This window comes from Arcobacter acticola (genome assembly GCF_013177675.1).
Classification (GTDB): Bacteria; Campylobacterota; Campylobacteria; order Campylobacterales; family Arcobacteraceae; genus Aliarcobacter; species Aliarcobacter acticola.
Genome location: NZ_CP042652.1, coordinates 160,091 through 183,568, shown reverse-complemented (window position 1 = coordinate 183,568; position 23,478 = coordinate 160,091). Strand labels below are relative to the sequence as shown.

Annotated in this window: 23 protein-coding genes; 11 read left to right on the top strand and 12 right to left on the bottom strand. The window is 29.0% G+C overall.

Annotated features, from left to right (window positions below; translation table 11 throughout):
* Positions 1 to 187: 187 nt before the first annotated feature.
* The 5 genes from AACT_RS00955 to AACT_RS00935 all read right to left on the bottom strand — a co-directional run bounded on the left by AACT_RS00955 (position 188) and on the right by AACT_RS00935 (position 6,618).
* The gene (locus AACT_RS00955; protein ID WP_172124122.1) at positions 188 to 1,051 is read right to left on the bottom strand and encodes a DMT family transporter; all 864 of its coding nucleotides are present in this window, start codon (positions 1,049 to 1,051) and stop codon (positions 188 to 190) included.
* Between the two features lie 47 nt (positions 1,052 to 1,098).
* Positions 1,099 to 4,575, bottom strand: a complete 3,477-nt coding sequence (metH, locus tag AACT_RS00950) for a methionine synthase (RefSeq protein ID WP_172124120.1) — start codon at positions 4,573 to 4,575, stop codon at positions 1,099 to 1,101.
* Positions 4,576 to 4,666: 91 nt separating this feature from the next.
* Positions 4,667 to 5,266, bottom strand: coding sequence for an SAM-dependent methyltransferase (locus AACT_RS00945; protein WP_172124118.1), 600 nt, complete (start codon positions 5,264 to 5,266; stop codon positions 4,667 to 4,669).
* A gap of 75 nt (positions 5,267 to 5,341) precedes the next feature.
* Positions 5,342 to 5,905, bottom strand: coding sequence for a GTP cyclohydrolase II (ribA, locus tag AACT_RS00940; protein WP_172124116.1), 564 nt, complete (start codon positions 5,903 to 5,905; stop codon positions 5,342 to 5,344).
* 74 nt (positions 5,906 to 5,979) lie between these two features.
* On the bottom strand, positions 5,980 to 6,618 hold the full coding sequence (locus AACT_RS00935) for a hypothetical protein (protein ID WP_172124114.1): 639 nt from the start codon (positions 6,616 to 6,618) through the stop codon (positions 5,980 to 5,982).
* A gap of 123 nt (positions 6,619 to 6,741) precedes the next feature.
* Here AACT_RS00935 and AACT_RS00930 point away from each other — a divergent pair, with 123 nt between their 5' ends.
* From AACT_RS00930 to hisIE, 4 genes are read left to right on the top strand one after another with little or no spacing between them, the layout of a single operon-like run.
* Positions 6,742 to 7,662 carry a branched-chain amino acid transaminase gene (locus AACT_RS00930; protein WP_172124112.1) on the top strand — a complete coding sequence of 307 codons (921 nt, stop codon included), beginning with the start codon at positions 6,742 to 6,744 and terminating at the stop codon, positions 7,660 to 7,662.
* Between the two features lie 45 nt (positions 7,663 to 7,707).
* A complete protein-coding gene (locus tag AACT_RS00925) occupies positions 7,708 to 8,793 on the top strand; it encodes an SPFH domain-containing protein (RefSeq protein ID WP_172124110.1) in 1,086 nt (361 codons plus the stop codon).
* A gap of 41 nt (positions 8,794 to 8,834) precedes the next feature.
* Positions 8,835 to 9,122 carry a hypothetical protein gene (locus tag AACT_RS00920; RefSeq protein WP_172124108.1) on the top strand — a complete coding sequence of 96 codons (288 nt, stop codon included), beginning with the start codon at positions 8,835 to 8,837 and terminating at the stop codon, positions 9,120 to 9,122.
* A 12-nt stretch (positions 9,123 to 9,134) separates the two neighbouring features.
* Positions 9,135 to 9,818 carry a bifunctional phosphoribosyl-AMP cyclohydrolase/phosphoribosyl-ATP diphosphatase HisIE gene (hisIE, locus tag AACT_RS00915; RefSeq protein ID WP_172124106.1) on the top strand — a complete coding sequence of 228 codons (684 nt, stop codon included), beginning with the start codon at positions 9,135 to 9,137 and terminating at the stop codon, positions 9,816 to 9,818.
* Between the two features lie 60 nt (positions 9,819 to 9,878).
* On the opposite strand, the gene AACT_RS00910 is transcribed toward hisIE, so the two are convergent.
* Positions 9,879 to 11,054, bottom strand: a complete 1,176-nt coding sequence (locus tag AACT_RS00910; RefSeq protein WP_172124104.1) for an Mrp/NBP35 family ATP-binding protein — start codon at positions 11,052 to 11,054, stop codon at positions 9,879 to 9,881.
* Positions 11,055 to 11,536: 482 nt separating this feature from the next.
* On the opposite strand from AACT_RS00910, the gene AACT_RS00905 reads away from it, so the two are divergent.
* The 4 genes from AACT_RS00905 to AACT_RS00890 are packed head-to-tail and all read left to right on the top strand — an operon-like array spanning position 11,537 to position 14,918.
* Complete coding sequence (locus AACT_RS00905) at positions 11,537 to 12,358, top strand: HDOD domain-containing protein (protein ID WP_172124100.1); 822 nt, start codon at positions 11,537 to 11,539, stop codon at positions 12,356 to 12,358.
* Between the two features lie 59 nt (positions 12,359 to 12,417).
* On the top strand, positions 12,418 to 13,542 hold the full coding sequence (locus tag AACT_RS00900; protein WP_172124098.1) for a bifunctional 2-C-methyl-D-erythritol 4-phosphate cytidylyltransferase/2-C-methyl-D-erythritol 2,4-cyclodiphosphate synthase: 1,125 nt from the start codon (positions 12,418 to 12,420) through the stop codon (positions 13,540 to 13,542).
* Positions 13,539 to 14,432 (top strand): response regulator transcription factor, encoded by an 894-nt coding sequence (locus AACT_RS00895; RefSeq protein WP_172124096.1) that lies wholly within the window; start codon positions 13,539 to 13,541, stop codon positions 14,430 to 14,432. Before AACT_RS00900 ends, AACT_RS00895 begins: the two co-directional genes overlap by 4 nt.
* Before the next feature lie 9 nt (positions 14,433 to 14,441).
* Positions 14,442 to 14,918, top strand: a complete 477-nt coding sequence (locus tag AACT_RS00890) for a phosphatidylglycerophosphatase A family protein (RefSeq protein WP_172124094.1) — start codon at positions 14,442 to 14,444, stop codon at positions 14,916 to 14,918.
* Positions 14,919 to 15,116: 198 nt separating this feature from the next.
* Here AACT_RS00890 and carA read toward each other — a convergent pair whose 3' ends face one another.
* From carA to AACT_RS00865, 5 genes are read right to left on the bottom strand one after another with little or no spacing between them, the layout of a single operon-like run.
* On the bottom strand, positions 15,117 to 16,235 hold the full coding sequence (carA, locus tag AACT_RS00885; protein ID WP_172124092.1) for a glutamine-hydrolyzing carbamoyl-phosphate synthase small subunit: 1,119 nt from the start codon (positions 16,233 to 16,235) through the stop codon (positions 15,117 to 15,119).
* On the bottom strand, positions 16,235 to 16,786 hold the full coding sequence (locus AACT_RS00880; protein ID WP_172124090.1) for a DUF507 family protein: 552 nt from the start codon (positions 16,784 to 16,786) through the stop codon (positions 16,235 to 16,237). Before AACT_RS00880 ends, carA begins: the two co-directional genes overlap by 1 nt.
* 6 nt (positions 16,787 to 16,792) lie before the next feature.
* Positions 16,793 to 18,043 (bottom strand): adenylosuccinate synthase, encoded by a 1,251-nt coding sequence (locus AACT_RS00875; protein WP_172124088.1) that lies wholly within the window; start codon positions 18,041 to 18,043, stop codon positions 16,793 to 16,795.
* A gap of 2 nt (positions 18,044 to 18,045) precedes the next feature.
* On the bottom strand, positions 18,046 to 18,891 hold the full coding sequence (locus AACT_RS00870) for an ATP phosphoribosyltransferase regulatory subunit (protein ID WP_172124086.1): 846 nt from the start codon (positions 18,889 to 18,891) through the stop codon (positions 18,046 to 18,048).
* A gap of 4 nt (positions 18,892 to 18,895) precedes the next feature.
* A complete protein-coding gene (locus tag AACT_RS00865) occupies positions 18,896 to 20,002 on the bottom strand; it encodes a pyridoxal-phosphate-dependent aminotransferase family protein (protein ID WP_172124084.1) in 1,107 nt (368 codons plus the stop codon).
* A gap of 206 nt (positions 20,003 to 20,208) precedes the next feature.
* Between AACT_RS00865 and AACT_RS00860 the strand changes: the two genes are divergently transcribed.
* The 3 genes from AACT_RS00860 to AACT_RS00850 all read left to right on the top strand — a co-directional run bounded on the left by AACT_RS00860 (position 20,209) and on the right by AACT_RS00850 (position 22,024).
* Positions 20,209 to 20,394 carry a hypothetical protein gene (locus AACT_RS00860; RefSeq protein ID WP_172124082.1) on the top strand — a complete coding sequence of 62 codons (186 nt, stop codon included), beginning with the start codon at positions 20,209 to 20,211 and terminating at the stop codon, positions 20,392 to 20,394.
* Between the two features lie 204 nt (positions 20,395 to 20,598).
* The gene (locus tag AACT_RS00855; protein ID WP_172124080.1) at positions 20,599 to 21,165 is read left to right on the top strand and encodes a YceI family protein; all 567 of its coding nucleotides are present in this window, start codon (positions 20,599 to 20,601) and stop codon (positions 21,163 to 21,165) included.
* A gap of 262 nt (positions 21,166 to 21,427) precedes the next feature.
* Complete coding sequence (locus AACT_RS00850) at positions 21,428 to 22,024, top strand: hypothetical protein (RefSeq protein ID WP_172124078.1); 597 nt, start codon at positions 21,428 to 21,430, stop codon at positions 22,022 to 22,024.
* A 281-nt stretch (positions 22,025 to 22,305) separates the two neighbouring features.
* Here the strand turns inward: AACT_RS00850 and purT are convergent, their stop codons facing one another.
* Positions 22,306 to 23,475: a formate-dependent phosphoribosylglycinamide formyltransferase gene (purT, locus tag AACT_RS00845; protein WP_172124076.1), complete on the bottom strand. Its 1,170-nt coding sequence runs from the start codon at positions 23,473 to 23,475 to the stop codon at positions 22,306 to 22,308.
* Between the last annotated feature and the right edge of the window lie 3 nt (positions 23,476 to 23,478).

Genomic DNA, 23,478 nt, shown 5'->3' with positions numbered 1-23,478 from the left:
TAGAAAATTATAACTTTGTGCATTGCAAGGTTATGTCGCGATTTACAATAAATCTGTTATTGTAAATTTTTTTGGATATATACTTTTAGTTTAGTTTCTAATTGCTCTAACTCTTTTTCTATGATTTCATCATAAATATTTTTTGAGATGATTACAATATCTACTAACATATAAGCTCCCTATTTTTTTATTTATAAGATATATCTTTTTTCAAAGTATATAATGAATTAACTATTAAAGTTAATATTATTATACTTCCACCAATAAATGTATAAGAACTAGGTATCTCATTTAAAAAAAGCCAAACCCAAATAGGTGCCATTATTGTTTCAATTATCATTAATAGACTAACTTCACTAGCACTTATATAAATTGCTCCATTTCCTATTAAAACTCTTGAAAATGGGCTTATAATCAATCCCATTGCCATTATTATAAGTAAAGTTTTAAAATCAATAGCCAAATCATCACAAAAGAAGAAAGCAATCACACTTAATGCTACTCCACTTAAAGCAGTTAGTACTACTCTATCCATTTCTTTATATCTAGATAATAAAACAAAAAATATTGAAAATAAAGCCGTACATAAAAGTGCGTATATATTTCCTTCACTACTTCCAATATCTAATTGGTCATTAAAAATTATATATAAACCTACAAACATAAAAAATGAAGCAATAATGATATTTTTTGTGATTTTCTCTTTGTAAAATAAATAGGCAAAAAGTGCTGAAAAAAGTGCTGCTGTACTAAAGATAATCACCACATTTGCTACTGTTGTTGTTTTTACGGCACTTATAAAAAGTATATTTGAAACTGCCATTAAAATAGCACAAACTATCAAAACAACATAAGAGCTTTTTATTGCATTTTTAACAAAATTCTTCTCTTTAAATAAAAGTGTTGAAGCCATTGAAATAAACATAAAAATCCCCATATAAAAAGAGAAAAGAAATGATGAAATTGAAGTAAATTTAATAAATAGAGATTCTAAACTCATTATTAAAACACCCAATGAGGTAAGAGCTAAACCTTTAGCATTATTTGACAAGTTTTTAATCCTATGAGAAAATAAGAAGAGATGAAAATCTCTTCTTTTTAAATATTATAGTAGTTTGCTTCTTTGTGAGTAACCACAATAGCGCAAGTTGTTTGTTCAGGATGCATTTGAAATGTTTCAGATAACTCTATTCCAAACTCTTCTGGTTTTAATAAATCAAAAATATCTCTATTCATCGCTAAATCAGGACAAGCTGCATATCCAGGTGAATATCTACAACCTACATATTGTTTCATTTGAACATCATTTAAAGTATGTCCCTCTTTTGGAACTATATCTAAATCAAGTCTTATTTGTTTGTGTAAAACCTCAGCTAAAGCTTCAGCTAACTCAACTCCAAGACCGTGAACTTGATAGTATTTTGTAAATTCACCCTTATCATAAATACTTCTTTCATAATCACTTATTTTAAGTCCAGCACTTGCAAGTGTAAAGGCAACTACATCAAGTCTATCATTTGCAAAGAAATCAGCTATACATCTAAACGGTTTTCTTTTTTGTCTAGGGAATTCTAATACCTTTATAGCTTCTTCTAATGGTGGTACATTTTTTGCTTCTTCAAGTGTATTAAACAGATATTTTTTATCAAAGATATAAAGTTTATTATCATGGGAGATACAAGGATAATAAGCATAAATAGCAATTGGGTCAAAAATATCTTTATCAATTAATTCAGCTTTTAAAGCTTCATAAGTTGGTTCAACTACATCTTTTTCATATTGTAAGAATTTAGCTGAATCTTGCTTTCCTCTTTTGTATCCCCATCTTTGTCTAAATAAAACCCTATGATTTATCCATTTAAAAATAAGTTCTTTATCTAGTTTTGCTCCACTTTTTGCAACTCTATCCCAAAGTGGAGGGAAAGTAAATGTATTTGCTGCAGGAAGTGGAATCTCTTCATAAGGAGGAATTTCTACTGCTTCTTCTTCAACTCTGTCACTTGTATCAATTACTTTTATTAAATCAGCTGCAAGGGCTGTATTATTTTCATCACCCTTTTCAATTCTTTGCATAGAAACAACACCATCAAAAGCATCTCTACAATAAAAAATAGGACCATCATAATAAGGTCGGCAATACTCATCAATAAAGTTTTTAGTAAGTGCTGCACCACCTAAAAGTACAGGAACTTTGATTCCTAGTCTTTGAAGTTCTTCTAAGTTTTCTTTCATAACAGCTGTTGATTTTACAAGTAATCCACTCATTCCAATTGCGTGTGCTTTATGCTCTTGAAGTTTGTCAATAAAAGTATCAAGACCAGCTTTTATACCAATATTTACAACTTTAAATCCATTATTACTTAGAATAATATCAACTAGATTTTTACCGACATCATGAACATCACCTTTCACAGTTCCTAAAATCAGTGTTGTTTCACTATCTTTTTCCTCTTTTGGTAAGTATGGATTTAATGCATCAACAGTTGCTTTCATAGTTTCAGCACTTTGAAGTACAAATGGTAACTGCATCTGTCCACTTCCAAATAATTCACCAATAATTTTCATACCATCAATTAACCATTCATTTACAATAATTTCAGGGTTTACAGTGTGTCTTAACTCATCTACCAAAGGAAGAAGTCTATCTTTATCCCCATCAAGTAAAAGTTTTTGTACTTTTTCAAGAGGAGGCATATTTTGATACTCTTCATCTGTTTGTTCTTCTTGTGCTTCTACATTTGAGAAGTGTTCAATAAAGGCAAATAATGGGTCACCATTTTCATGATTATTAAATATTAAATTATCACAAGCCTTTCTATCTTCTTCACTTATTTTATTTAGTGGAATAATATGTTTAACATTTACAATAGCAGATGTTAGACCAGCTCTTACACAATGATCTAAATAAATCGAATTAAGATAAATTCTAGCTTTTGTATCAAGACCAAAAGAGATATTTGAAAGTCCTAGAGTAGTTCCAACTTCTGGATGTAAAATCTGGAATTCTCTAATTGCTTCCATTGTTTCAACACCAGCTGTTCTATACTCATCATCACCTGATCCAATTGTAAATGTAAGCATATCAAATACTAAATCATGTGGGTCAAAACCATGTCTGTTTACACATAAGTCAAATATTCTTTCAGCTATTCTGATTTTATCTTCTTTTGTTTTTGCCATTCCAACTTCATCAATAACCAAACAAACAAGTGCTGCTCCAAATTTTTTAGCCAATTTACAAACAGCATCAAATTTTTCTTCACCATCTTCAAGGTTAACAGAGTTTATAATAGCTCTTCCACCTATTTGTTTTAGTGCTGCTTCTAGGGCATAAATCTGAGTAGAGTCTGGCATTAAAGGAAGTGCAACTTTTTGAGAATAAAGAGCGGTAACCGCATCCATATCAAATCTTTCATCCCTACCTGCGAATCCTACAGAAACATCAATTACGTGAGCACCAGCTCTTACTTGTTGTTGTCCAACGCTAAGTGTTCCCTCATAATCATTTGCTTTTAATAATTCTCTAAAAGCCTTACTTCCTGTTGCATTTGAACGCTCACCAATTAAAAGTGGAGCTGGTTCTTGTTTTAAAGGAACTGTTCCAAAAAGTGAAGCTAATGAAGCTTTTAAAAATCCACAAGGTTTAAGTGGTGTTACTCCCTCAATAGCCTTTGCTAATGCTTCAATATGTTCAGGTGTTGTTCCACAACAACCACCTAAAAATGAAACACCATTGATATTTAAAAACTCTTTTTGAAGTTCTACAAACTCAGTTGGTTGCATTGGATAATAAGTTTTTCCACCTCTATTTTGAGGAAGTCCCGCATTTGCGTGAACTGATATTGGGAATCTACAAACTTCACTTAAAGTTTTAACATGTTTATGAACTTGTTTTGGTCCAGTTCCACAGTTAAACCCTAAAGATAAAATATTAAATGGAGCCATAATAGCAGCAATTGTTAAAGCATCAGTTCCAATTAACATCGTACCACTTAACTCAATAGTAACAGATACCATTATAGGAATTTGTGGTGCTGTGTCATTTAAAGCATGAAGTGCTGCTTTTATTTGAAGTGGGTCTTGACATGTTTCAAGTAAGAAAATATCACATCCACCATCTGCAAGTCCAGAAGCCATAACTTTGTAACCTTCATACATTTCATCATATTTGATATGATTTAATGATGGAAGTTTAGTTCCAGGTCCAATAGAACCTAATACATATCTTGGTTTATCTGGTGTGCTATATTTAACACAAGATTTCTTTACAAGCTCTGCCCCTAACTTTGAAAGTTCATAAGAGGTATGACCAATATCATATTCATCTAAAACCCATGGCATCGAACCAAATGTATTTGTACTTATTAAATCAGCACCGGCTGCTGCATAAGCATCATGAATAGTTTCAAGGATATGAGGAGCTGTAAGATTTAGAAGTTCATTACACCCTTCTAAATCAGCACCTTCATAAATCCACTCTTCTTTTTTTATATCAGCTAGTTGAAGCTGTGTTCCCATAGCTCCATCTATTACTAAAACTCTATTTTTTATTAAATCTTTGATTGTTTCTAACATTTTTTTCTCTGTATTTTTATTATTATTTTTTGATATTTATTATTGAAGAGTGTACTTAAATAGTGGTTAAAAAGCTGTTAAACAAAAGTTTTTAAACTTTTTGAATAACAACTCTAATAACACAAGCCTCACCTTGGTGACCAATTCCTTCATCTAAAACTGCTATTTCTTCTGTGATATTTTTTTCACATGAATTAAAATGATTAAGAAAATCTTCAATAGTATAAAGTAAATCTAAGTCTTTAGGTCCACCACTATTAAACTCTAATTGTTTAGTTGAGAAGAACTCTCCAATAAAATAGGCATCTTTACTTAATGAATCTTCTATTTTTTTGAATAACTCTTCTCTTTCATCTTTAAACATATGTAAATATGAAGCAACTATTACATCATATTTTTCTTTTGCTTCCCAGTGATTTAAATCCATACAAAAAGTTTTTATATTAAGATTTTCTTCTTTACTTTTCCTATCAAGTTTTTTCAAACCTATATCAGAAGCATCAATGGCACTTACTTCTAAACCATTTTGGGCAAAAAATATTGCGTTTCGACCTTCTCCTTCACCTAAACAAAGAAGTGTTTTCTTATGTTTTATTAACTCTAATTTTGAAGCTAAGAATTCATTTGGTTTCGTACCATAAAAATAATCAACCTTAGAAAATTTATTATTCCAAAATAATTGTTGGCTCATTTTTATACCCTTGTTTTTTATTTATTGTTTTGATTATATCTTCTAAAAAGAATAAAACTATTTAAAGATTTTACTTTATAAAAGATGTCCCATTTTTTCTTTTTTAACTTCTAGATATTCATAGTTATATTTACAAGAATTCATTACAATTGGAACTCTTCTTTCAATTTTTGTTTTTTCTAATGCATTTAATTTTAAAGGATTATTTGTCATTAAATTAATTTTCTCAATATTAAAATGTTGTAAAATTTCATCAACTATTTTATAATCTCGATAGTCTTGTTTAAAACCTAAAAGTTCATTTGCTTTCATTGTATCATGTCCAAAATCTTGTAAATGATAGGCATTAACTTTGTTTAAAAGACCTATACCTCTTCCTTCTTGTCTTAAATATATTACCATTCCACCATCTTTTGAAATTTGTTTTAAAGCATAATCTAACTGTTCTCCACAATCGCATTTTTTACTTTTAAATACATCTCCTGTTAAACATTCTGAATGAATTCTAACTGTTGGAATTGTAGGTAAAGTATCTGTAAAAACAACAAGATGTTCTTTTATACCTTCTTTAAATGATTTTATTTTTAAATTTCCATATTCTGTTGGAAGATTTGCTGTTTTTGATATTTCTAAATTCATATAAATTATTCACTTTTTTATTTTAAAAAGATTCTAGCAATTAAATTCTTACTTGCAACTTAGTTGCATTAAATTCATTCACTACAATCATCTTTTACTTTATCTATTAATGTTATATACCATTGTTTATTTATTTTTGTAATATAAAAAACAATATTATAAGGAACAACCACTTCGTAGCTATGTTTTTCAATATATTCTGCTAATTTTAATTCATCTACACTAAAACTATTTGCACTTAGTAAATTTGTTTTTTTCATTATGTCTGATAGATAAGGTTTAGTATTATCACTTATAAAAATACCTTCTTTATCCCAACCATAATATGTATCATCATAAGGACTACAGTTAAAAATAGCTTCTTCTTGTTTTATATCAAAGGAATCTACATTAGCGCTTATTTCATCAATTTGTAGTTTACTTTTAAAATATATTCGATTATCTTCACTATTTTTAAAAACTTCATATAATCCATATTTTTTGTTAATAAATCTACTATTTAATGTATCTAAATCTTCATTTTTTAATAAAAACAAAATATAATTAATATCACTTATTAATACTTCATTTACCGCTTCTCGTCCTAACTCTTTTTTTGAGAAGAAAGTTTTCTCTTCACTTTGTATTACATCTTCTTCTATTGTTTCTTTTGTGGCACACGACGTAATAAATAAAGAGAGTAGAATAATTAATAATATGCTTTTAAATGTCATTTTTCACTACGCCTATAAAAATTATTTTTCTTAAAAGTTTAACAAGGATTTTCTTAAGAGTAAATTTTAATAAAATCTTAGCTAAAATAAAGCTTTTAAATTTAACCATTAGGAATTAATAAAATGACTGAGTCAAAATATATATGGATGGATGGAGAATTTGTAGCTTGGCATGATGCTAAAGTGCATGTTTTAAGTCATACTCTACATTATGGAAACGGTGCTATCGAGGGTACTAAGGCTTATAAAACAGTAGATGGTAGATGTGCTATTTTTAAACTTAATGAACATACTAAAAGATTATTAAACTCTTCAAAAATGACACTTATGAATGTACCTTTTACAGTTGAAGAATTAAATAAAGCACAAATTGAATTATTACAAAAGAATGAATTATTTGAAGGTGCTTATATTAGACCATTAGTTTATTTAGGTTACGGTGTTATGGGATTATATCACAAAGATGCACCTGTAAAAGTTTCTGTTTCTGCTTGGGAATGGGGAGCTTATTTAGGAGAAGAAGGTCTTAAAAAAGGTGTTAGAGTAAAAATTTCATCAATGACAAGAACTCCAAATACTTCAGGTATGGGGAAAGCCAAAGCAGTTGCAAACTACTTAAATTCTCAAATGGCTAAATACGAAGCTGTTGAAGCTGGATATGATGAAGCATTATTAAGAGATGACCAAGGTTATATTGCAGAAGCTAGTGGTGCTTGTTTCTTTATTGTAAGAGATGGTGTATTAATTTCACCACCAAATGATAACTCTTTAGAATCAATTACACAAGCAACTGTTATTGATTTGGCGGCTGATTTAGGAATTCCTGTTGTTAGAAGAAGAATTTCAAGAGAAGAAATTTATATTGCGGATGAAGCATTCTTCACAGGAACAGCTGCTGAAATTACTCCAATTAGAGATGTTGATGCAAGAATTATTGGATGTGGTTCAAGAGGACCAATAACAGAAAAAATTCAATCAGCTTATTTCGATGTAGTAGCTGGTAAAAATGAAAAATATGTTAAGTATTTAACATACGTTAACTAATCTTTACTATTATTAGTTAAATAATTAATTAAATCAAGGGAAATTATGCCAATAGATAACGACTATTTTAAGAACAGACAACAGAACAATGGTGGTGGAAATAACAACAATAATGGTGGAGGAGGAAACTTTCAACCTCCTTTTGAAACACCTGAATTCTTTAAAAACTTTGGGAAAAAAGCAGGTATGTTATATGTAGTAATTATTATTATCGCTGCTTTATTCATATTTAAACCATTTGTGATTATTGAATCAGGTCAAGTTGGAATTAAAGCAACAACAGGTAAATATGATGAAATGCCTTTAAATCCAGGTTTCCATTTATATATTCCAGTATTTCAAAAAGTTATTATAGTTGATACAAAAGTTAGACTATTAAACTATAGAAGTGTTGAGGAGATGAGTGGATTTGATTCAGGAATTAAAGTTAATCCTGCTATTAATATTCTAGATGCTAGAGGATTACCTGTTTCTATTGAACTTACTGTTCAATATAGATTAACAGCAACAGGAGCACCTGCAACTATAGCAACATGGGGACTTTCGTGGGAAGATAAAATCGTAAACCCAGTAGTTAGAAATGTTGTAAGAAATGTTGTTGGAGGATTTAATGCTGAAGATTTACCTACAAAAAGAAACGAAATTGCTACTTTAATAGAACAAGGGATTAGAGAACAAATTGAAAATCTTGAAGGTAAACCTGTTAGTATTGAATCAGTTCAATTAAGAGAAATTGTTCTTCCTGTAAAAATTAAAGAACAAATTGAAAGAGTTCAAATAGCAAACCAAGAATCTGAAAGAGTAAGATACGAAGTTTTAAGAGCAAAACAAGAAGCTGAAAAAAGAGCTGCACAGGCAACTGGAGAAGCAGAAGCTAAAAGAATTGAAGCACAAGGTAGAGCGGATGCTGTAACTATTGAAGCAAAAGCACAATCAGAAGCGAATAAAGCAATAGCTCAATCTTTGACTCCAAATTTATTACATATGCAACAAATTGAAGTTCAAGGTAAATTCAACGAAGCACTTAGAGAAAATAAAGATGCGAAAATCTTCCTAACACCTGGTGGATCAACTCCAAATATTTGGGTTGACACAAAAGACAAATCAAGAGACACAGCTATAAATCAATAAAAGAAGCAGGAAACTGCTTCTTTATCATAAAGCGTAATAATATGAAAAAATATTCTATTTCATCTATTTTTATCTTATTTCTTTTAAATAACCTATCTTTATATGCTATGGACCATTTTATTAATCAAGAAACAAATATAGATTCAATCTTAAAAATAAAACCTCCAATTAAATATGATGAAAATCTAAAATATCAAGAAATAAACAAATATAATGAATCAAAAAAGAAAGATACAAAATCAGATTATGATTTTGGAGTTGATGTGGATGTCAATAAAGAGCTAAAGACAATTGACGGTTTAAAGTTAGATGTTGGTACAAACTTTTAAAAGGAAAAGATTATGGAACAAGTAAATAAAATTGATTGGGAAAAGATGGATGGATTAATTCCAGTTATCACTCAAGATGCTACTACAAATGAAGTTTTAATGTTAGCATATATGAATAAAGAAGCTTTAGAATTAACAATCAAAACAAACTATGCCCATTATTATAGTAGAAGTAAACAACGACTTTGGAAAAAAGGTGAAAGTTCAAATCACCTACAAGAAATCGTAAATATATTAGTAGACTGTGATAATGATACAATTCTTTTAAAAGTAAATCAAGAAGGTGTTGCTTGTCATACAGGAAGAAAATCTTGTTTCTTTACAGATTTAAATACTAATGAAACTATTTGTGATATCCAAATTGATACAAGTAGTGCATATGGTGTAATAGACACTTTATATCATACTATTTTAGAAAAAAAGAATGATGATCCAAGCAAATCTTATACTGCAAAACTTCTTCAAGGCAAACAAAATTCAATGCTTAAAAAAATTGTTGAAGAATCAGGTGAATTTACTTTTGCTATAAAAGATAATGATACTGAAGAAATCATCTATGAAGCAGCTGATATTACATATCATGTTTTAGTTGCACTTGCATCAAAAAACATAAGTCCAGATAGAGTAAAACAGGAATTAGCAAGAAGATTTGGGATTTCAGGAATTGAAGAAAAAAATTCAAGAGTAGAAAAGTAAATACTTTTCTATTTTATTAAAACTTAGTAAAAAGCCAAAAGGCTTTTTAACTAAATACTACTAGTGGCAACCACATCCAGTTCCACAACTCTCACCAGAACTTTTTGGTTGTTCTTTTGGTTTAGCAGCAGCTGTTGAGCATGCACTAACACCTGGAGGTGTTGTTGGTTGAATTGCAGAGTTATCAATGTTATCATCAATACTTGCTAAAAATTGAATTAATTTATCAGCAGCCATCATATATCTTTTTGCAGAAATTGACTCAGGAGCAAAATAAACGATTGGTTTACCACTATCTCCACCTTCTCTAATAGCAGGTTCAATTGGTAAATTTGCTAATACTTGAGTATCATATTGAGTTGCTAATGCTTCACAAGTTCCCATTCCAAAAATATCTGATTCTGTATTACATGAAGGACAAATAAATCCACTCATATTTTCAACAATTCCAGCAACTGGAATATGAAGTTTTTTAAACATATCTAAAGATCTTCTTGAATCATCTAAAGCCACATGTTGAGGAGTTGTAACATTAACACCGGCACTTACAGGTACACTTTGAGCTAATGTCAATTGAGCATCACCAGTTCCTGGAGGCATATCAATAAATAAAATGTCTAATTCTTCCCATAAAATATCTCTTAATAATTGTTGGATTGCTTTCATAATCATAGCACCTCTCCAAATAAGAGCTTGACCTTCTTCCATTAACATTCCCATTGACATAACATCAACACCAAATGCACTTAAAGGTTTTGCTTTATCTCCAACAACTTCTACTTCTTTACCATTTAAACCCATCATACGAGGAATATTTGGTCCATAAATATCAGCATCAAGAATACCTACTTTTTTACCTTGCATAGCAGCTGCCACAGCAAGATTTACAGTAGTAGTTGATTTTCCAACTCCACCTTTTCCTGAACTAACCATCACAATTTTTTTAATTTGTGGAGCAATATTTTTTCCACTTACACTATTGCTTGATTGTTTTTGTTCTTGTGGCTTATTGAAATTAAGTGTTACATTCATTCCAATAGCGCTAAGACATGCAGTAATTTCTTTTCTTAATTGTGTTTCAACTTCTGCTGCTGTTGATGTAATATCAAGAACTACTAAACAGTTAGTAGCATTTACTTGAACATCTTTAACAAATCCAAATTCAACAATCGATTTTGCGAAACCTGGATATTTTACCTTCTCTAATTCTTTCTTAATATCTTCTATATTTGCCATAGAAAAATTCCTTTAATATTTTGTATTTTTAATATTATAATTAAAATAGGATAATTCTTGTCTTAATTGACAAGCATTAATTTAATTTACTAAGTATTTTAGCAAAAGAATAAAAAAATTAAGAATAAAAATTGAGGATAAATAAAGAATTTATAAAATAACTTCAATTGATAAATCTTCGATTTTATCTTTACAGTCATGAGGATTTAATAAATAGGAACTGTACCAATTGGCACGATAGAGTGTTTTATTATATTTCTAGTGTCCAATGATTATAATTAAAAATGTTTAGAGAAGCTTAATTCAAGTAATTAAATTCAAATTATTAATCATATAAGTTTCTTTTCTATATAATAATCAATAAAATAATGAAAAAAGTTAAATCTTTCCTTTATATTATTAATATGAAAATATATTAATTATGATAAATCTAATTTAGAAAGATAAAAACAATATTCAAGTTATTAGCATGTAGGGGAAAAATGAAAAAACAAATTGTACATGAGATAAATTCTCTTCCACCTCTTCCATCGAGTGTTATAGAACTTGATGATTATAAAAATACCGATAATATTGATGTTGAAAAATTAATTGATATTATCAAAAAAGATCCATTGATGGTTGCAAATATCCTAAAAGTTGCAAATTCTAGTATGTTTGGATTTAGAAGTAAAATCGAAACATTAAGTAGAGCAATAAATCTTTTAGGTGTTAAATTTACAGTTTCAATAGCAATTGGATCTGCTATTCAAAATACAATGAAATCAAATTTATTAGCATATGCAGTTTCTAATCAAGACTTTATATATACAAGTTCACTAGCTACAAATATTGTAAATACTTGGATTTCTGCAATTGATTTTGATTTAAAAAATGAACTTTTATTACCTGCATTTTTACAAGAAGTTGGAAAATTTATTATTTCAGAAGTTATTCAAAAAGAAAAAAGAACAGAAGAATTTTTACAAGAATTAAATGAAACTAAAGATATTAGTTTCTGTGAAGAAAAATATATGGGATTTTCTTGTGGAAGAATTACAGCAAATGTATTTAAACATTGGAATTTAAGTCACAATATTATTTTTCCTATTGCTTATGCTGAAGATATTGACTCTTGTCCCGATTCTTTCAAACAAAAAGCTCAAATTTTGCATGTTATAAAAATATTATGTGATATTAGAGATCCTTTAAGTGATAGAAATATTGAAAAAGCTCTAAAAAAAGTTGCTCTTTTTAATTTAGATGTTGAACAATTTTTAAATTCAATTGATGTAATTAAAGAAGTAATTAAGCAAAACTCTTAACAAATGCATAAGTAACAATACACTATAATCTGTAACTTTTTTACACAAAGGGGTTTTTGTTGTCAGATGTTACTCTTATAGTTTTATGCGCTGGGAATTCTACGCGGTTTGAACATAAAACAAAAAAACAATGGATTAGAATAGGAAATGAGCCTTTATGGTTAAATGTTACCAAAAGGCTAGCTTCTTTTTCCACATTTTCTAAAATAATTGTGGCTTCCCATGAAAATGAATTAGCTTATATGAAAAACTTCACTGACGATTTTACTTTTGTAAAAGGTGGAGATACTAGACAAAAATCTATTTTAAATTGCTTAGAAGAAGTAAATACAAAATATGTAATGATAAGTGATGTTGCACGTGCTTGTATCCCTCAAAATGTTATTGAAAATCTATTAAATGAAAAAGAAAATGCAGACTGCATTGTACCTGTTCTTAATGTTACAGATACAGTTATTTATGAAACAAATACAATAAATAGAGATTATGTAAAACTAATTCAAACACCACAACTTTCAAACACAAAAACCCTAAAAAATGCTTTAAATACTACTATAGAATTTACAGACGAAAGCTCTGCTATTAAAAATATAAATGGAACTATAAAATATATTCAAGGAAGTGTTGAGAGCAAAAAACTCACCCTTGGAAATGAATTAAATGACTTACCATGTTTAAAAAAACCTTCAAAAAACTTTTTTACAGGAACAGGACTTGATATTCATGCCTTTGAAGACAATAAAGAGATGTTTTTAGGTGGGATAAAACTTCCTTATGATTTTGGTTTCAAAGCTCACAGCGATGGAGATGTTTTAATTCATTCTGTAATTGATGCACTTTTAGGTGCCATTGGAGCAGGAGATATTGGAGAATTTTTTCCTGATACAGATGAAAAATATAAAGGCATTGATTCAAAGATATTACTTGAACATATAATTACATTCCTTTGTAATGTCGGTTATGAAATAGTAAATATAGATCTTACAATAATTGCACAAAAACCAAAAATCAATCCTTTTAAAAATGAAATAAAAAGCTCAATGGCAAAATTAATGCATATTGATAAACAATTTATAAATATAAAAGCAACAACAGCAGAAAAAATGGGATTTATAGGAAGAGAAGAAGGTATTGCTGTACAAAGTATAGCAACAGTAAAATATTATAATTGGAAAAACAAATGAATATACTAATAATAGAAAATGAAATTTACCTAGCTCAAAAAGTAGTATCAAGACTACTTGATGATGGACATAGTTGTGACTACATAGAATCACCAAATATAGATAACCTTACAAAAGAGTATGACACAATTTTATTATCAACATCATTACCTTCAGCTTTATGTAAAAATATTATCAAAAGATATAGTGAAAATGCAATTATTCTTTTATTGGTATCATATATTTCTGATGAGACAGTTACTAATCCTATAAAAGATGGTGCAAAAGATTATATTATGAAACCATTTATTATGGATGAGTTAGTTAGAAAAATCTATCACTATAAAGAGTGTAGAAGTATCAGAAGAGAACTTCAAACACTAAGAGAGTATTTCAACTTTACAATGGCAGAAATTGATACAACAGATGTATTGTTACCTCCATCATTTCCAACATTAGTTGAAACTAACTCTCAAAAATGTGCTGATAAATTAGTTTTTGAATTATCAAGAAAAATGGATCTTCCAATTACATTTATCTCTTTAACTTCATCTTTATGGCAAAAACAAATAAATGCAATTCAAGGTAAAACTATAATTTATCTTACTGATTATCATACATTAAAGAAAAATGCTAAAGAAAATGTAATTAAAATTATAGAAGATAAAAACTGTATTATCTCAACACTAGAACAAGAAAATGATTTTCCATTTAGAAAAATTGAGTTTAATAATGAAAATATCTTATTAGGAGGAGCCTCAAAAATCATGACAATAAATGATTATGTAAAAATGATGGTTTTATCTTATCAAAATAAATATCCAGATACTGAGTTATCAAAAAAACTAGGGATTTCAAGAAAATCACTTTGGGAAAAAAGAAAGAAACTAGATATCGAAAAGAAAAAGTAAGGAATCAAAGTGAACTTAAGAAGATTTTTTTTAACAGTAGGATTTTCAGGACTTAGCCCAAAAGCACCTGGAACAGTAGGTTCATTTGTATCTTTGATTATAGGATTATTTTTACTTGAATTTCTTCATGTATCAACTCTATTTTTATTAGCTTTATTAATCACAGTAATTGCAATAAAACAAATAGATATCTACGAAAACGAAACACAAACCCACGATAATAGTGAAATTGTAATAGATGAACTAGCAGGAATGTGGATAGCACTATCAATTTGTGGAATAAACAGCTCAAACATAATAATCATGGCAAGCCTAGCATTTATATTTTTCAGAATCTTCGATATTTGGAAACCATCTATCATTGGAAAAATCGACAGAGATGTAAAAGGTGGACTTGGAGTTATGGGCGATGATGTAGTGGCTGGAATCGCAGCAGGAATCGCAACAGCAGGAACATATCAGTTGATTGAAAAATTTATATTATAAGTTAAAATGAGTTTTATTAAAGAACATAGAAATATTTATTTAAAAGAAAAATGATTAAATGATTTTATAGAAGATTGTAATAGAAGTTATCGTTTTTTGTAAGGTCAAGGCGAATAATAAAATTTATGAGGAACGTACATCAAGTACGAGACGATTAAATTTTATTATTCAACGCAGAGATTGCGAAAATAAGATGACTTATTTTACAATCTTAGCGAACTGTGCGAAGATGTATTTTGACTCATGCGGCCCTGGACTTGCTTCTGGGTGATGTTGAACTGAGAAAATCTCTTTATTTTTATATTTAACACCTTCAATAGTATTATCAAATAAATTTTGATGAGTAATATCTGCAATCTCAACAATATTATCAGGAACATTATAATTGTGATTTTGTGCAGTAATTTCTACAACCCCATTATAAGCAACTGGATGGTTACCACCATGTTGACCAAATTTTAGTTTATATGTATCATAACCATGAGCTATAGATAACATTTGATGACCTAAACAAATAGCAAACATTGGAATATTTGCACCAATAAGTTTTTGAACTTGTTCTTTTTCGTTTATTAAAGTTAAAGGATCACCAGGACCATTTGATAAGAAAATACCACCAATTTCTTTAGCTTCAAATCTTGCGATTAAATCATCTGCTTTAAAAGTTGAAGGTACAACTTCTACTTCAAGACCTGATTGAACTAATTCATTTAAGATATTTCTTTTTACTCCAAAATCAATAACAACAACTTTTTTATCACTCATTACAGCTTTATCATATGCTTTGATACTGTGATTCCAAGCTCCCGATTTATGAACATACGACTCTTTTGTTGAAACTATTTCAATATAATTGATATCTTCAATTCTAGGGCTTGCAGCTAATTGTTTTGCTAATTCATCTTTACAAGAAATTTCAGTTGAAGCTATCATCATCATAGCACCTTCATCTCTTATCATTTTAGTTAAATATCTAGTATCAATATCACAAATTCCTAAAACACCATGTTCTTTTAGTAATGCATCTAAATTACCTTGTGCTCTATAATTTGAATAATCATTATGATAATTTCTAACTAATACACCTTTACAATGACACTTTCTACTTTCCATATCATCTTCATTTACTCCAACATTACCAATTTCTGGCATTGTGAAAGTAATAAATTGTCCAGCATAAGATGGATCTGAAATAATTTCTTGGTATCCAGTTAATGATGTATTAAAAACTATTTCTCCAACAGTTGTTCCTGTTGCACCAAAAGATTTCGCTTCTAAAAAAGTCCCATTTTCTAAATATATCCATACGTTTTGCATTAAATCAATCCTCTTTTTGTTAATTCCTCTTCATATAATCTATGATAAACTAAATCATAATCCTCAGTTCCTGGTATAAGTTTTCTTTTGTAGTTTTTTAATTTTGCCATTACTTCAAAATCAGCTTTATCGAATCCTTTTATGAAATCATCTAAAGATGCAAATATCACATTTTTGATTTGATTATCAGAACATGTATAATGTATAAAATCTTCTTCCCATAAATAATCTAATATTTGGTGGGCGATGTCTGAAAATCTATCTTCGTTATTTAAAATAACACCGTAATCATTTGCCATTCTTTTTTTTGTCATCCAAAAAAGTTGTCTTCTATCTGCATTTAAATACTCAATTTCTTCTTCTTGTGCATCTAAAATTTCTTCTACTTTTTCATCTAAGCCAAACTCTTTTTCAATATCAGCATCTAAAATTCTTTCAACTTCAGCTTCAATACTATGTTTTTCTTTTCTAATCTCTACAAAGTCACAACTAGCTAAGTCTCTCGTAATTCTTCTTGAGACATACGGTGTATGATGTAATTTCATTCTCATGTGTTTCTACCCCCTTATAATTGTGTCATCTCTTTCTGGAGATGTTGAAACGATTCCAACTCTAACAGAAGTAACCTCTTCGATTTTTTCTATATATTTTTTTGCATTTAAAGGTAAAGAATCATAATCTCTAATTCCAACTACACTTTCCCATCCATCAATTTCTTCATAAATAGGTTTTACATTATCTAAACTTGAAGGAACAAAATCAATTCTTTTTCCATCTAATTCATAAGCAACACAGATTTTAATTTTAGCAAATCCATCTAAAACATCAAGTTTCATTAAAGCTAATTGGTCACAACCGTTTAATCTACCTGCGTGTTTAACAGCAACAGCATCAAACCAACCACATCTTCTTTTTCTTCCAGTTGTTGTTCCAAACTCTTTTCCAACTTGAGCCATAGTTTCACCCTCGTCACCAAAATCTTCTGATGGAAAAGGACCATTTCCAACTCTTGTACAATAAGCTTTTGTAATACCTGTTACTATTCCTATATCTTTTGGACTAACACCTAAACCTGTGCAAGCTCCAGCACTTACAGTTGAAGATGAAGTTACATAAGGATATGTTCCATGGTCAATATCAAGCATAGTTCCTTGAGCACCTTCAAGTAATATACTTTTATTCTCATCAAGTGCTTTCCAAACCATATTTGTAGTATTTGTAATAAATGGTGCTAATTTTTCTTTGTAAGAATTTAACTCTTCAAATAATTCTTTTTCATTTGGAGTTGCAATTCCTAATACATCATAAATCGCTCTATTTTGTTCAAATGAATCTAAAATAGATTGAGTTAATTTAGCAGGATCAAGTAATTCACCAACTCTATGCCCTACTCTATTGATTTTATCAGAATAAGCAGGTTCTATTCCTTTTCCAGTAGTTCCAATAGCTTTTGAACCTTTTAGTTTTTCTTTAGCTTGGTCGATCAAAGCATGGTATTGTAAATTTAAATGTGCTTTATCAGAGATAAATAATCTACCTTCAAGCTTTTCAAATTGACTCATTTCTTTAATAATATTTTCAGGTGATAAAACAACACCATTTCCAATAACATTTATAGCTTTTGGATTTAATACTCCTGAAGGAATTAAGTGAAGTGCATATTTTACTCCATCAACCCATATAGTATGACCAGCGTTATGTCCACCTTGACTTCTACAAACCATATCATATTTTTGAGCAAGCATATCAACTATCTTACCTTTTCCTTCATCTCCCCATTGGATCCCAACTATTACATCTGCGCTCATTCTCAATCCTCTAAAATTTTTAATAAATTATCTGTGTATAATGCAAAACCTAATGAACACATACCCTCACTTGAGTACATCCCACCTTTGCATAAAGTTAAATTGTCATTTATCACTCTATAGTAAATACCATTATAATATCTTAATGATCCATAATAAAGTGGTGCAATTATGATATTTGAATATTCAACTTCATTTGCTTTTTGAAGTAACTTTTCTAATTCATCTTTAATTGCTTCTGGTACTATTTTAATTACTTCTGCTAAACCTGCTGTATCTTTTACTTTTATTAGTTTATTTAACCAATCGCAGTTTAGTTTAAATAGTGATGCTATTTCACCATTTTTAAATAAATCAATATCAACATTTAATTCACTTGCTACTAACTTTGGAATATTTATATTTGATATTTGTAAAATCGGCTCTATATTTAAAGCTTTTAATATTTTTGCTGTTAAATTCATTATATCAGCAATATTATTATGATCTATCCACTCACATCCAATTTGATACTCTTCTTTTGAAGGATAAGAAAAGATTGGTTGAACATAAAACCATTTTTTATGAGTTGTTGTTCTTCCTAATCTTTTTGTAATTATTCTTACCACATCTAAAGTAGAATCGGCTCTTAAAGATACTTGTTCATTTTGCTCATCTGAAAATTTTATTAGTTTTCTTCCATTTGCTATTGCTTGATGTTGTGAATATGAAAAATTTGGAGTTAAAATCTCTTCAAATTGTTCATTATCTAAAATCTCGCAAACTTTATTTTCTAATACTCTTTTCGCTTTTGCTCTTGAGCCAAAGTATAATCGACTTCCATTTGGAATTTCGTGTTCAAAAATCATTAATCTATTTTCCTTTAAACATATTTAATGCAAAAACTTTATTAGCAGTTCCATCAAATGTTCTAATACCTAAATCATCAAGTGCTAACTCAACAGCATTTACAGCCCATGAAGCTTCAAAATCTTCTACTAGTCCCATATGATTAATTCTGAAAATCTTTCCTGCTAAATGATCTTGTCCACCTGCGATATTTACATTATATTTATTTTCTAATATTTTTCTAATTGCACTTGATTGCTCTGTATAAGCAGTCGTCATAGAATTAGCAGGTGTATGTGGATAAATTTCAAATCCAATTGCTTTTAAAGCTTCTCTAGTAGCATTTGCTCTAGCTGCTGTTTTAGCATATAAGTTCTCAAATCCATCTGCTTTTAGTTTTTCTAAAATTGCACCTAAACCAATGATGAGTGTAGTTGCAGCAGTCCATGCTGTTGTATTTTTTCTTTGGTTTTTGATTTCAATTGCTAAGTTAAAGTAATAACCTTTTGGTTTTGACTCTATTTTTGCAACTGCTTCATTTGATAAACCTATCATTGCAAGACCTGGTGGTAACATAAGTGCTTTTTGACTTCCTGTAACCACTGCATCAAGATTTGTAGTATCAATTTTTTCAACACCAACAGCAGTGATTCCATCTGCGATAATCATAATATCTTTGTTAATTTTTTTAACTTCAGCTGCTATTTGCTCAACAGGATGTCTTAATCCTCCAGCACTTTCGCAGATTTGAATAAAAATAGCATCAATTGAAGAATCAGCTTTTATAGATTCTACAACAGCATCTACACTAACAGGAGTATTCCATTCATTTTTTATTTCAGTATATTCAATATTTTGGGCAGCACAGATTTTTCCAAATCTCTCACCAAATTTTCCTGAATTAATAGTAAGTGCTTTTTTGTGTGTTAAGTTTATAACACATGCTTCCATAGCACCTGTACCACTTGAAGCTAGCATTACAGCTTCTGGCATATCATACAATTCTAATAGTAATTCTCTAGTATTTTTAAAAATAGCTTCAAACTCTTCAGTTCTATGATGAATTGTAATATCAGACATTGCTTTTCTTACAAATTCTGGTACTGGAGTTGGACCTGGCGTCAATAGCATTATCGTATCCTTATTTTTCATTCTTTTATAGCAAAACGAAATATTTTATCTAAATATAGTTTATTAAATGGTTAAGCATCTAAAAACTTTTTTCTATTGAAATAAGAATATTTTTTATTATTTGACATATTAACTTTTTTTCTATACAATCTCTATATTATATTACTTTTTAAGTTATAATTAAAATTCAAATACAAGGAATTCAAATGGCTGAATTATTAAAAAAGAAAAAAGTTGCAAAGATTGCTACAAAAGCTGTAAAAAAAGTTGCAGATAAAAAAGACGTGAAAAAAATCGCTAAGAAAGTTACAAAAAAAGTTTTAAAATTAGAACTTAAAAAAACAAAAAAAGTAAAAACTGCGGTTAAAAAAGCTGTTAAAAAAATAGCTTAATTTAAAAGTAGTAGAATCTTTTCTACTACTTTTTGTTGGATAAAATTTTAATCTTCTTCCAAAAATCAAATATTCTATATAAAATATTCATAATACTCTTGACAATCATTATCATTTATCAGTACAATTTTTGAGAATTATCTAAGTAATAAAATTATCTTTATTTGGAAATTATTACTTTACATATAAATTAAGGATTATAAAATGAAATTTTTAAAATTAACAATGGCATCACTTCTAGTATCAACGGCACTATTTGCAGGAAATTATAATGTAGATGTAAGTCATTCAAATGTTGGATTCAAAGTAAAACATATGATGATTTCAAACGTAAGTGGTAAATTTAATGACATATCTGGAAACTTTGAATATGACGAAACAACAAATACATTAAAAGCATTAAGTGGTGAAATTATTGTAGCTTCAATTAATACAGCCGATGAAAAAAGAGATAAGCACTTAAAAACTGAAGAGTTATTTGATGCAGCTCAGTTTCCTAAAATAACATTCAACGCAACAAAAATTGAAAAAAGTGCTGTTTATGGTGACTTAACGATAAAAGGCATTACAAAATATATTAAACTTGATTTACAAAGTGGTGGAGTTATAACTGATCCTTGGGGAAAACAAAGAGCTGGATTTGAACTAGAAGGGAAAATCAATAGAAAAGATTTTGGCATTACATGGAATAAAGTTTTAGAAGCAGGTGGAGTGGCAGTAGGTGATGAGATAAAACTTGAAATTGCAATAGAAGGAATATTAATTAAATAATTAACTAAAATTTAATATTTTTTAAATTTAATAACTTTGAAAATGCAATTTTTATAAAAATTTATAATTTTTGTATTTTTGGTTACAATTTAATCACAATCCTTAAAAATAGGCTTTTAATCAATATAAGTATAAATATAATTATAAAATAGTAAAGTGATCATCTAAAAAATAATTAACTTATAACCCGATTAAGCAAACATTCAATAATGATTATGTTAAAATATTCTTAGAGTTGAAATATCTCTACTTAAGGAAAAAAATGCCATATCTTGTCTCTTCTATAATTGCAGTTGTTTCAGCAATGATTATAATGCTCACGAGATATGAAGCAGATGATAGTAGTATCACAGCAGAACTTGATAGGATGAAGTCAATGTTTATAACAGTTGATGGATTTGTAAATACTTATATTGAATCAGGTGGTGATTTATCCAAAGTAAATTTTCAAGCCTTATCTTGTAATGGCATTTTATTGGGAAATATGAAAGATACGCTAGCTACAACAGATTGTACTACAACTAATACAACTGATGGTACTACAGATAATGTTAAGGGTTTTGCATTTGCATCAAAATTAACATTTCCCGGAAGTACTGTAAGATGGCAACTAATACCTAATAAAGATGAGAAAACTTCTTCTTATAAAGTATTAGTGGATAATACAGCTAATTCAACTTTATTAAGCAAAGGTGCATTTGCTGAAAGCTTCTCTGGTAGAGAATATTGTGAAAAGATGTTATTTGGAACATTTCAAACAAAAGGAAAGAGTTATGATGACTCAACTTCTGGGTCAGAAGACTTTAAAGAAGATGGAACAAATAAAGATGGTTTTTTTGTTTGTATAGTTTATAAATAAAAAGTTTGGCACAACTTTATTAAAGTTGTAATATAATAATGACACAAAAGTCAAAAATTTAATTCAAAAAAAAGGATAGAAAAATGCCTCAGTTAATAGCAATGGTTTTGAAATTAAAAATATTTACAATCTTTTTGTATCAGATATAGATAATAAATACACTTTAGAAGCAAAAAATTTAAGCTCTGCACTTAATGGAAAATTAGAAATTATAGCTATTGAAAATGAAGGTATGCAGTATAGTTTAACAATCAAACTAAAATAATTAGAAGTCATAACTTCTAATTATCTTTAAAATTTCCAATAATCTCTTTAGCCTTCTGTAAGGCTCTATCACTTGAATCTTTATCAAAAGTAAGGGCAACTGCCATTCTTCTTCCCACATGAGACTGAGGCTTACCAAATACTCTTATAATTGAATCTTTTGTAAATGATGAATCAAAGATATCAATCACTGGATTAAAACTATCACCTTTTGCTTTAAAAGCAGCACTTGCTCCACATCCATAATCAATATACTCTAAAGGTAATCCTAAAACCGCTCTTACATGAAGTGCAAATTCACTTTGAGATTGAGTAATCATAGTAACCATTCCTGTATCATGTGGTCTTGGACTTACTTCTGAAAAATAAACCTCATCACCTTTTACAAATAACTCAACACCAAAAATACCTCGACCTCCTAATCCATCAGTGATTTTTTTAGCTAGTTCTTGTGATTTTTCTTTAGCTACTTCACTCATATTCATAGGTTGCCATGAGAAAATATAATCTCCATCTTGTTGAATATGCCCTATTGGCTCACAAAATACTGTATCTTTACCATTTCTAGCAGTTAGCATAGTGATTTCATAATCAAAAGTAATAAACTCTTCAACTATTAATTCACTAGCATCTCCTCTTGCTTCTTTTGCAAGTTCCCATGATTTTGGTAAATCAGCAGCAGTTTTAGCAATACTCTGACCATGTCCAGAAGAACTCATAACAGGTTTAATAACACAAGGGAATCCTATATTTAAAGCTGCTTTTTCTAAAGCTTCAAAAGTTGTTACAAACTCATATTTACTTGTTTGAAGTCCTAATTCAACAGCTGCGAACTCTCTAATATTTTTTCTATTCATTGTTTTGTTTACAGCATCTGCATTTGGAATTACATGAAAACCTTCGCTTTCAGCTGTAAAAAGTGCTTTTATATTTATAGCTTCAACTTCAGGTAAGATATAAGTTGGTTTTTCTCTTCTTATTACATCTAAAATCTCATTTTCATTTTTCATATTGATTGTATAAGATTTGTTTGCAACTAATTGAGCAGGAGCATTGTTATAGCTATCAACAGCAACTGTTTCAATTCCAAGTCTTTGAGCTTCTATAATAACTTCTTTCCCTAATTCTCCACTTCCTAGAAGCATAATTTTAATTGAATCAGATTTTAATGGTGCAGTAAATTTCATATT